Origin of the sequence: Alloalcanivorax sp. (genome assembly GCF_964221125.1) — a bacterium.
Lineage (GTDB): Bacteria > Pseudomonadota > Gammaproteobacteria > Pseudomonadales > Alcanivoracaceae > Alloalcanivorax > Alloalcanivorax venustensis.
The window spans coordinates 1-7,857 of sequence record NZ_CAXPXK010000071.1; the positions used below are offsets into that span (position 1 = coordinate 1).

At 68.0% G+C, this 7,857-nt stretch carries 11 protein-coding genes and 1 pseudogene; 2 read left to right on the top strand and 10 right to left on the bottom strand.

Annotated features, from left to right (window positions below):
* The 5 genes from ACEQZD_RS08975 to ACEQZD_RS08995 form a co-directional block, all read right to left on the bottom strand.
* On the bottom strand, nt 1-200 hold a 200-nt coding region (locus ACEQZD_RS08975; RefSeq protein ID WP_370185045.1), incomplete at its 3' end, for a hypothetical protein.
* Nucleotides 197-481, bottom strand: coding sequence for a hypothetical protein (locus tag ACEQZD_RS08980; protein WP_142947607.1), 285 nt, complete (start codon nt 479-481; stop codon nt 197-199). The genes ACEQZD_RS08975 and ACEQZD_RS08980, both read right to left, overlap by 4 nt.
* A gap of 89 nt (nt 482-570) precedes the next feature.
* Nucleotides 571-1,140 carry a hypothetical protein gene (locus ACEQZD_RS08985; protein WP_142947608.1) on the bottom strand — a complete coding sequence of 190 codons (570 nt, stop codon included), beginning with the start codon at nt 1,138-1,140 and terminating at the stop codon, nt 571-573.
* On the bottom strand, nt 1,137-1,745 hold the full coding sequence (locus ACEQZD_RS08990) for a hypothetical protein (RefSeq protein WP_370185049.1): 609 nt from the start codon (nt 1,743-1,745) through the stop codon (nt 1,137-1,139). The genes ACEQZD_RS08985 and ACEQZD_RS08990 overlap by 4 nt, the downstream gene beginning before the upstream one ends.
* 243 nt (nt 1,746-1,988) lie before the next feature.
* Nucleotides 1,989-2,228, bottom strand: a complete 240-nt coding sequence (locus ACEQZD_RS08995; protein WP_142947610.1) for a hypothetical protein — start codon at nt 2,226-2,228, stop codon at nt 1,989-1,991.
* Between the two features lie 186 nt (nt 2,229-2,414).
* On the opposite strand from ACEQZD_RS08995, the gene ACEQZD_RS09000 reads away from it, so the two are divergent.
* Nucleotides 2,415-3,512: an alpha/beta fold hydrolase gene (locus tag ACEQZD_RS09000; RefSeq protein WP_194854850.1), complete on the top strand. Its 1,098-nt coding sequence runs from the start codon at nt 2,415-2,417 to the stop codon at nt 3,510-3,512.
* On the top strand, nt 3,509-4,144 hold the full coding sequence (locus ACEQZD_RS09005; RefSeq protein ID WP_370185052.1) for a class I SAM-dependent methyltransferase: 636 nt from the start codon (nt 3,509-3,511) through the stop codon (nt 4,142-4,144). Before ACEQZD_RS09000 ends, ACEQZD_RS09005 begins: the two co-directional genes overlap by 4 nt.
* 219 nt (nt 4,145-4,363) lie before the next feature.
* Here the strand turns inward: ACEQZD_RS09005 and ACEQZD_RS09010 are convergent, their stop codons facing one another.
* From ACEQZD_RS09010 to ACEQZD_RS09030, 5 genes and pseudogenes are all read right to left on the bottom strand, one after another.
* Complete coding sequence (locus ACEQZD_RS09010; RefSeq protein ID WP_142947613.1) at nt 4,364-4,975, bottom strand: GNAT family N-acetyltransferase; 612 nt, start codon at nt 4,973-4,975, stop codon at nt 4,364-4,366.
* Nucleotides 4,976-5,003: 28 nt separating this feature from the next.
* Nucleotides 5,004-5,744 carry a sulfite exporter TauE/SafE family protein gene (locus tag ACEQZD_RS09015; RefSeq protein WP_370185054.1) on the bottom strand — a complete coding sequence of 247 codons (741 nt, stop codon included), beginning with the start codon at nt 5,742-5,744 and terminating at the stop codon, nt 5,004-5,006.
* Complete coding sequence (locus tag ACEQZD_RS09020; protein WP_370185056.1) at nt 5,745-6,545, bottom strand: SDR family NAD(P)-dependent oxidoreductase; 801 nt, start codon at nt 6,543-6,545, stop codon at nt 5,745-5,747. It lies immediately after the preceding gene.
* On the bottom strand, nt 6,542-7,477 hold the full coding sequence (locus ACEQZD_RS09025) for an SDR family oxidoreductase (RefSeq protein ID WP_370185058.1): 936 nt from the start codon (nt 7,475-7,477) through the stop codon (nt 6,542-6,544). The genes ACEQZD_RS09020 and ACEQZD_RS09025 overlap by 4 nt, the downstream gene beginning before the upstream one ends.
* Nucleotides 7,474-7,857 (bottom strand): annotated as a pseudogene (locus ACEQZD_RS09030) (bile acid:sodium symporter family protein); the annotation flags it as partial. The gene ACEQZD_RS09025 and the pseudogene ACEQZD_RS09030, both read right to left, overlap by 4 nt.

Below are 7,857 nucleotides of genomic sequence, written 5' to 3' on the forward strand. Positions count from 1 at the left end.
GCCGCCAGCAGTACCACGCCGGCACGCCAATGGCTGGACGCAACCCCGGCGAGCACGATCAAAGCGGCCCAGAACACCAGGCACAGCAACATCATCAGTACCAGCCAGTCGTGCCAGTCCACCGGCATCGCCGCCGCCAGCAGGCCGCACAACATGGCCGCCAGCGGCAAGCCCAGCACCCCCCCCAGAAGCGCCCTCATGCCCTCTCTCCGGAGGCGCCGGGGCGCCGGTAGCTGTCGACCAGATGGCCCACCAGCATGGGCAGCGAGATGGCGCCCAGGGCGAACACCCAGCAGGCGGTGAACAACCCCACGCCCGGCCCCAAACGCCAGCCCCAGCCGGCGAAACCACCGACCACCAGAATCACGCCGGCAAGGCGGGCGGCGGCCGGCAACGGCTGGGCCAGGGCCCGCTGCTGGCGGTCGGAGAGATACAGTAACGCGGTGCCGGTCAACAGCACCGCGGCGAGAAGGAACAGCATAGTGAACTCAAAGTGATCCTGATAACGATTCGCATTTATACTCTTGAGACGGCAAGGGGTCAATGCGCCGGCGTCTTATCGCAGGGGGGTCACAAAGAGTTCATCGCGTCCTGGGCGGCGGTGATGCGCTCCGCGCTGAGCGTGCGCCAGTCCAGGTGGTCCCGGTCGGGCACCCAGACATCGGTGAAGCGGGCGGCGTCGGCCACCGCCATTTCCGCGCTCAACAGCGGCACCTCGTGGAGATGCCCGTGCAGTCCCCCGGCCCGGGAGACCACATCCAGCCAGCCGGCGGGCCGTTGGTGCAGGCGCACGCCGGGCAGCGGACAGCGGTCCACCGGCTCGCTGACCGCGCAGTCCAGCACCGCGTCCCGCTCGTGGCTGATGCCCTGGCGCCAGAGCGCGGAGCCGCCCACCACCACCAGGGAGGGGAAGGCGCGCCGCAGCGCCAGGCACAGATCCGCCTCGGCGGGTGTCTCACCGCTGCCCAGCCGGATGAACACCGGCCGTGGCGGCGCCACCTGACGCACCTGGCCACTTTCCAGCCAGCGCAGGGCCAGCGCCATGGCGGCCTGTTCGTCGCCGGGCAGCTGCTGCTTCAGGTCGGCCAGGGTGAACACCACCGGCAGGCGGGTATCGAGGTCGCGGGACAACGCGCTCATGAATCCACCACGCAGGGCTCGCCGCGGTCCAGACCCAGCCAGCCGCGCACGCGCAGCACCCGGGCCAGCGCCCAACAGATCACCGCCACCCGGCCGGCGTTTTCGGCCAGGCAGCGGCGGTGTTCGGCGAGCTTGCGCACGGCGTCTTCCAGCCGCTGCTGGCAGACCGCGCGGCGCGGGTCCGGCCGGCTTTGCTGGGCCAGCGGCAGGGTCAGCAAGCGGCCCTGGAAGTCCTCCATGTGCGCCACATAGGCCCGGTCCACCACGCTGAAGCTGCTCAGGCGCTGAATGCCGGCGCGGCGGTGGCGCCGCCGGCCGGCCTGCTCGCGCCGATCACGGCCGAACACGCCACTGAGCCGGTAGAGCGCGCGCCACCACCAGGGCCGGCGATCGGCCACCGACAAGTACCAGGCCCAGGCCTGCAGGCGGACGATATCGTGGCGCAGCTCGCGGACCCGCTGATGGCGGCGGCCACGGGCCCGGGGGCCGGCCCCGGAACGGTATACGGAGTAGTACTCGGAAAGGGCCCGGGCGCGGCCGTGAAGCGCCTCGATGGCGAGCCGCAACGGCGATTCGGACGCCGCCTTTTGTCCCTCGGAAGCCATCGGATCACTCCTGGTTAACGGGCCGGGCGGCCCGCAATATTCGCCCCTGATCACGGGTGGCAAAGGGCCACCCAATACGCATTCACTCTAGCCAGCCGGGGGGGAGCACCAAAGACACAATGCGTCCCGTTTGGGTGAACGGATGTAGCCGAATGTATCTTTTCGGCCCGGGCGTCGCCGGCGTCCGGGCATAAAAAAACCGCCGGGGTGACCGGCGGTTTTTTTGTCGCTGACGAAGCTGTATTAGCTGTCGTCACCGTCCATGGCTTCGCCCATTTCGCTACCGGCTTCCTTGGTTTCATCCCAAGCTTCGCCCATCTCTTCACCGGCCTCTTCCATGGGGCCCTGATCTTCGGTGACGTCCTCAACGGCCTCGTCGACGTTTTCGCCAGCTTTTTCCATCGGGCCTTGCTGATCGCAACCGGCCAGACCCAGCAGGCCACCAAACACTACTACTAACAGTCCTTTACTGAACGTACGCATAGTCACTCCTCGACGTGTCGTGATCGTTGAGGAGCAATCTATCGTTCCGCTTCGCCAGTGAACAGGGGCCACCCCTTTGATTTTCCTCTATTTTACGTTCCGACAAACCGGCGCTGCGCGGCTCCGGGCGGCGTTGGGACGCCGCACCAACCCTGCTATGATCGATAAGCGCATGAGGAGCCGGGGATGAAAAGACTGAGCCAACAACTGGGCGGGCTCGCCCAGCTACTAACAACAATGGGCGGAGAAGTCACACAGGTGGTGCAGGATATGCACGGCACCATCGCCAACCCGTTCAAGATCCGGGGCGAAGGCTATACCGCCGCGCCCATCGTCTACGACCTGATCCGTTACGGGTTTCGCCAGGCCGGCAATCTCGCCGGGTTCGCCAATCTGGCCGCCGATCCGGACCAGGAGCTGCGCGACAACCTGGACCTGCGCAGCGTGGTCAACGGCGTGTTCGGGCAATTGCTGCACACCCAGGACAGCGACTACGCGCTGCCGATGACCATGCTGCCCCAGGCGCCGTCCCTGGAACGGGACACCCTGATTCTGTTCGTGCACGGGCTATGCCTGAACGAAGGCTGCTGGAACAACCCGGCCGCCCGCGCCTTCAGCGACTGGGCCGGCCCGAAACTGGATGCCCAGACCCGCACGCTGCGCTACAACACCGGCCTGCATATTTCCGAGAACGGCCGTGCACTGGCCGATCTGCTGGCCGGCATCGCGCTGCCCTCCCGCGTCATTCTGATCGGCCACAGCATGGGCGGCCTGGTGTCGCGCAGCGCCCTGCATCAGGGCCGCGAACGGGGCGACGCCTGGGTCGACCGCATCAGCCATCTGGCGTGCCTCGGGGCGCCCCACCAGGGGGCGGTGCTCGAGCGGGTCGGCAACCAGGCCAACCGGCTGCTGGGCGTCACCCCCTACTCCCGGCCCCTGATGCGGTTGGGCAATCTGCGCTCCGACGGCATCCGCGACCTGCGCTTCGGCTACGTGCTGGAAAAGCAATGGCGGGACCGGCCACTGGATGAAGCCCGGCCCAGCGGCAAGGTGCCGCTGGACCCGCACGTGAAACAACTGTTCCTGGCCGGCTCGCTCAGTGACGAGGGCGCCGACAACCCGCTGGGCGACTGGCTGGTGCGGGTGGACAGCGCCCTGGCCGAACGGCTCTACCCCGACGCCGACAACCTCACCCGGCGGCTGTTCCATCGCATGGGCCATATGGCGATGCTGGAAGACCCGCGCACCTACGACAGCCTGCGGGAGTGGCTGACCGCCCCATGAGCGACTGCCGCCTGTGCGGGCAACCCAACGCCGAGCTCTTCGCCTCCGTGGAAGGGCGCCGCTATCTGCGTTGCCCGCGCTGCCACCTGACGTTTCTCGGCGTTACCCAGTTACCCGACCGCGCCGACGAAAAAGCCCAGTACGACCTGCACCGCAATGAACCGGACGACCCCGGCTACCGGCGTTTCCTGGATCAGCTGGGGGCGCCGCTGTGCGAGCGCCTGGGCGCCGGCGACCGGGGGCTGGATTTCGGCTGCGGCCCGGGCCCGGCCCTGGCCCGCATGTTGGAGGACCGCGGCCACCCGAGGCGGATCTCCGAGCCGATTTACGCCCCGGACCCGGCGGTGCTCGATCAGCAGTACGATTTCGTCACCTGCACCGAGGTACTGGAGCACCTGCACTGGCCGGAGCGGGAGTGGCGACGATTCGCGGCGCTGGTGAAACCGGGGGGCTGGCTGGGGGTGATGACCCGCTTCCTGACCGACGACGGGCATTTTCCGCGCTGGCATTACCGGCGCGACCCCACCCATGTGTGTTTCTGGCAGCCGGCCACCTTCCAATGGCTGGCGCGGGAGCAGGGCTGGGAACTGGTGATGGCGAACAATCCGGTGGCGCTCTTACGCCGGCGGTAACGCCGGCCTCGACGTCATACCGGCACGGGCGGAGGGCTTACCCGGCCACCGCCATGGCGATCAACGCCGCCAGCAGCGCCAGCGGCACGATAATAAGCAGGCCGCGCAGCAGGCGACCCTTCAGGTAGGACCAATCCATAGTTACCCCCTCCAGTGGGTTCGACTATAGACCGGCGTTGACGCTTCCTTCATGAGGCGAACGTACTAGACGTTCACATTTTACATTTCAGCTTCCGCCTGATCGGCGTCACGCATCCAGAATTGCATGGTCTTTTCGGTCTCCTCGCTGTCACCCAGATCCTTCCAGGGGAAACGGGCGGTGAGGGCCGGCTCGGGCCGGTAGCCGCGCCCCCGCCAGAACGGCTCAAGCGAGCGGTAATCGGCCGGGCGCCGCGGGTGGGCCGGGTCGCGCACCACCGCGCAGAAGGCGGTCAGCGGGTAGCCGAAGTCCTGGGCGTACAACTCGCGCAGATCGAAGAAGCGGTGGCCCACGCCCTCGCCCCGGTACTCGGGCAGCAACACCGACTCGCCGAAGTAAAACACCTGCTCGGGGGGCGGGCCGTGGCGTTCGAACGGTGCCACGAATTCCGGGTCGGCGTCGGTCAGCGGCAGGCCGGTGGCGGCGCCGATCAGACGGTTGTACTCCATGGCCAACACCACCACGCTCTGCTTGGAGCGGGCGTAGCGGTCCAGGTAGTCCCGTTCGTACTCCACCGAACCGTCATAGAGGTAAGGGTAATCGCGAAAAATGCGGATACGCAGATCCGCGAGCTCGTCCAGCCACGGCTCCACGGCAATGCCGCTCACCGGTCGAATTTCCACTGCGGACATGGCGCCCTCCTTGTTGCTGCCTTAAATCCTAGAACACCAAGGCCAGCCCGGCCAGCAACAACACACTGAACAGCACCTGACGGAAGCGATGCTCGTCGACGCGGTGATGCAGAATCTCACCCAGCACGATGCCCGCCAGCACCACCGGCGCCAGCGCGGCAAGCTGGGGCCACACCGGCTGCAGCGCCCCCTGGGCGGCATACCCCAGGGTCAGCAGACCGTTGAGCGTGAACCAGACCATGATCAGGGTGGCCCGGAAACGGCTTTTGTCCAGGTCCACGCCGCTCAGCGCGTACACCAGCAAGGGCCCGCCGGAGGCATACAGGCCATGGGTGACCCCGGCCAGCAGCATCCACACCCGCCCCCAGCCGGCGCCGTGGGGCCGGGCCGGCGCGGGCCCGTGGCGCAGGCGCCAGAGCTCGCGGACACTGAACACCGCGATCAGCACACCGAACAGGGTTTGCAGCAACGCCTGGCCCAGCCAGGGCCGCGCCAGATAACCGGCCAGGGTGCCCGCCGCCATCAACGGCAGAATGCCGCGCAACAACAGGCGCCAGTGCACCAGCCGCCGGTAGCGTATCGACAGGTAGCCGCTGAGCAGCAGGTTCAGCGGCACCAGCACCGGCATCAGCGTATCCATCGGCAATACCAGCGCGCCCAGGGACAGGGCGATGACGATGGAGCCGAAGCCGGTCATCGCCTCGGTGGTGTAGGCCAGCAGCACGAACAGCCCCAGCAACACCCACGGGGACAGCAACAGTTCCAGCATTCAGGATTCCAGTTCCACGGCGAAGCGGCGGCGCATCAAACGATGATAGGTATTCGGCGCCAGCCGCCACAACAGGCTGGCGAACACCGTGAAGCGGTCCGGGAACAGCCGCTTTTCGCCGCGCGCCAGCGCCTCCAGAATGCGCTCGGCCATCCAGTCGGCGCTGCGCACCTTGCCCACCGACGAGCGGGCGTGGGCGGCGGGTTTGCCGTCGAAGCCGAGGGCGTTGGTTTCGATCGGCGTGGCCAGAAAGCTGGGGTACACCATCAGCACGCGGATGCCCTGGTCCGCCACCTCGCCGCGCAGCACTTCGAAGAACTGGGTCAGCGCCGCCTTGGCGCTGCAGTAGCCGGCGCGGCCCAGCACCGGCATCCAGCCGGCCATGGAGCCGATATTGACCACGCAGCCGCCGCTCTCGCGCAGCAACGGCAGGCAGCCCAGGGTCAGCGCCACCGGCGCTTCCCAGTCCACCGCCATGACCTGGCGGAACACCTTCATTTCGGTGCGCGCCGCCGGCGAGCGGTGGGTGATGCCGGCGTTGTTGATCAGCACGTCCAGCCGGCCGCCGGCGGTGACCGCTTCGATCAAGCGCTCCAGGGCCGGCCCGTCGGTAAGATCCACGGCGAAGTGACGCACCCGGTGCCCGTCCTCGGCGGCCAGCTCGGCGTGCTTCTCCGCCAGGGCATCGGCGTCCCGGTCCACCAGAATCACACTGTGGCCGCGCGCGAACGCCGCCCTGGCCAGGGACCAGCCCAGGCCGGACGCGGCGCCGGTAATCAGCGTGGTGGTCGGGGCGGTCATAGTTGCCTCCTGGCCCGCGCCGCGTCGACGAACAGGCGGAACACCTGCTCGGAGGTCTTTTCCGGCCGGTAACCGAACTCCTCTTTCAAGCGCCGGTTGCTGAGCACCGGCCGGTAGCGGAGAAAATTCAGCTTGTCCGGCGTGTGCGGCGTCAGCCCCAGCCGGTGTCCCAGCCCCAGGGCAGCGCGCAACAGGCCGGCCGGCAGCACCAGCACCGGCTTGTCGAGCATCGCCGCCACCTGGCGCACGCCCAGGGCGCCGTCGCCGGCCAGGTTGTAGACGCCCTCGGCGCCGGTCTCCACGCCGCGCACGATGGCGCCCACCACGTCCCGGTCCCAGATGAACACGAACGGCGAGTCCGCGCCGGCGATGGCCAGTATCCGCTTGCGCTCGAACAGCGCGGTGATCTGGTTGCGGGTGCCCTCGCCGAGCACGGTGCCGGGGCGCAGAATCAACTGCCGCAGCGCCGGATGGCGTTGCCGGTAGTCCGCCAGCATCTCCTCCACCAGACGCTTGTGGTCGGAATAGGCGAATTCCGGATTGCCGCGCAGCGGGTCCTGCTCATCCAGCCAGGCCGGGTTATCCGGGTGGTAGCCGTAGGCGGCCCCGGAGCTGGTGACGATAAGCTGGCCGACCCCGGCGCTCAGACAGGCGTCGAGCACATTGCGGGTGCCGTTCACGTCGATGTCGTAATCCCGGGCCCGGTCGCCGGAGTCCTCCAGCACGGCGGCCAGGTGGACCACGGTATCGATGCGCTGCTCGCGCAGCAGCTCGCCCAGTGCGGGGTCGCGGATATCCCCTTCCCGGCAGTCAAACGGCAGCCCCGGCGGCACCCGCACATCCAGCCCCAGCACGGTGTGGCCCTCGGCCAGCCGCTCGCCGAGCAGGCGCCCGATATAACCGCCGGCGCCGGTGATCAGTACCCGGCTCATACGCCCTCCTTGGCCATCGGCTCGGCGGAACGCGACCAGATCAGCGCCAGCGCCAGGCCGCTGACCAGATGCCAGACGCCCCAGAAGCCGGCGATCAGAATCATGCCCGCGGCCTGCGGGAAGAAGGTGAACAGAATCGCCAGCCCGAGACCGGAGTTCTGGATGCCCACCTCCATGGTGACCGCGCGCCGGTCGGCACGGTTGAGGCCCACCAGCAGCCCGGCCAGGGCGCCGACGCCCAGTGCCAGGGCGTTCTGGCCGATCACCAGCGCGACAATACGGTCCGCGTTTTCCAGGAACACATCCATGTTCTTACCGAACGCCAGGCCCACGAACGCGAACAGCACCAGCAGCGTGATCACGCGCATGGGCTTCTGGGC